Source organism: Pandoraea sp. B-6, assembly GCF_000282835.1.
In the GTDB taxonomy this organism is placed as follows: Bacteria; Pseudomonadota; Gammaproteobacteria; order Burkholderiales; family Burkholderiaceae; genus Pandoraea; species Pandoraea cepalis.
In genome coordinates, this window is record NZ_KB290562.1 from 21,521 (window position 1) to 23,255 (window position 1,735).

Sequence of the window (1,735 nt, forward strand, 5' to 3'; positions counted from 1 at the left end):
GATGCCGGCGCCGCGACAGCCGCGCCAATGGCGAAGCCCGTCGTCAGCACCGCCAGCCCCCGCATCAGGCGACCGGCCCTTTGCCGGGGCGCAGGGGCGTGGCACCCGGGCTTGAGCGCCAGCGCGGATGCAATCGCCTCGCGTCGGTCGCAGACGCCGGTAGGCAATGGGCGGGATGAGTCGGCCGTGGTGGGTTTCATGCCGCCGATGATACCGGGATCTGCAACGGCGCGTTTTTCGTGTCGCAACACATGGCGGATAATGGCAATCTCCTTCCCTTCAGGCTCATTCTCCTGTCTATGAATCGCGTTATCCGTGTCTACGTCATGCTTGCCGCGGCCATGGTGCTCGCCGCCTGTTCCCCTCGCTACGATTGGCGCGAGGTGCACGACAAAGACGGCGGGTATGCCGCAACCTATCCCGCCAAACCGACGCAGGACGCGCGCGAAGTGAAGTTCGCCTCCGGCCCACTGCCTATGCGCATGCAAGCTGCCCGCGTCGATGCGGCACTCTTCGCCGTGGGCGTGGTGACGCTGCCCAAGGACGACGCAACGCTACGTCAAGCAGTCCTCGCCGAGTTGCAGCATGGCTTGCTCGCGAACGTGAACGACGGGGCCGCCGCGCCGGTGCAGGTCATGGTGCGTCAGGCGGGCGACGCGCCTGCGATTCCCGGACTGGGCGTATCCGCGCAAGGCAAGGCCAGCGACAAGACGGAGCGTTACGTTGCCGCCCGTTTCGTCGGTCGCGGCAATCACGTTTATCAAGTGGTCGTGCTGGCGACGAAGGCTCCCGCGAAGGACCAGGTCGACCAATTTCTCGATTCGTTCACGCTGGAGTGATCGCCGCTGCGCCTCGCGCCCGTTACGATGACGGGGCTTCGCGGTATTGCACGGCCTCTGCGACGTGATGGGCATCGATATCGCCAATGCCTGCGAGATCGGCTACCGTGCGCGCCACGCGCAGCACGCGATGATAGGTGCGTGCCGACCAATGGTGTTGCGTCACTGCGCGGTGCAGAACGTCCTGCGCGTTCGGCTGCAGGGCGCATTGCGCCTCCAGCGCACGGCTCGACAGGCCGCAGTTCAATTGGCCCTGGCGAGATAGCTGGCGCTCCCGCGCCTGCCTGACGCGTGTCGCCACGACTTCGCTGCGCTCGCCGCTGGCCGGCGCGGCGAATGTCTCGGCGCTCAGCGCCGGCACTTCGACGTGCAGGTCGATGCGATCGAGCAGCGGGCCCGAGAGACGATTGCGATATCGCGCCACGGCCTCGCTCGTACAGCGGCAATTGCGCGACGGATGTCCCAGGTCGCCGCACGGGCACGGGTTCATCGCGGCCACGAGTTGAAACGCGGCGGGGAACGTGGCGTGTCCGCCCGCGCGGGAGATCGTGACATGGCCCAACTCCAGCGGTTCGCGCAGGACTTCGAGCACGCGGCGCTGAAATTCAGGGAGTTCGTCGAGAAAGAGCACCCCGCGATGGGCCAGACTGATTTCACCGGGCCGCGGCGCGCTACCTCCGCCCACCAGCGCCGCGGCCGACGCCGTATGATGCGGCGCGCGAAACGGTCGCCGGCCCCAGTGGCGCATATCGAATCCCTGTGCGCTCAGGCTGGCCAGCGTGGCGGCCTCCACGGCCTGCGCCTTGCTCAGCGCCGGGAGCAGTCCCGCGAGCCGCGTCGCCAGCATCGACTTGCCGGTACCCGGTGGGCCGTAGAACAAGATGTGATGTCCGCCT

3 protein-coding genes are annotated in these 1,735 nt (G+C 67.3%); 1 reads left to right on the forward strand and 2 read right to left on the reverse strand.

Annotated elements, in window-relative coordinates:
* The coding region (locus A985_RS29580; protein WP_232424714.1) for a hypothetical protein at positions 1-200 on the reverse strand (200 nt) is incomplete at its 3' end.
* Between the two features lie 99 nt (positions 201-299).
* Between A985_RS29580 and A985_RS0122385 the strand changes: the two genes are divergently transcribed.
* The gene (locus A985_RS0122385; protein ID WP_017235614.1) at positions 300-839 is read left to right on the forward strand and encodes a hypothetical protein; all 540 of its coding nucleotides are present in this window, start codon (positions 300-302) and stop codon (positions 837-839) included.
* 22 nt (positions 840-861) lie between these two features.
* Here the strand turns inward: A985_RS0122385 and A985_RS26680 are convergent.
* Positions 862-1,735: YifB family Mg chelatase-like AAA ATPase (locus tag A985_RS26680; protein ID WP_039830718.1), on the reverse strand; the 874-nt coding region annotated here is incomplete at its 5' end.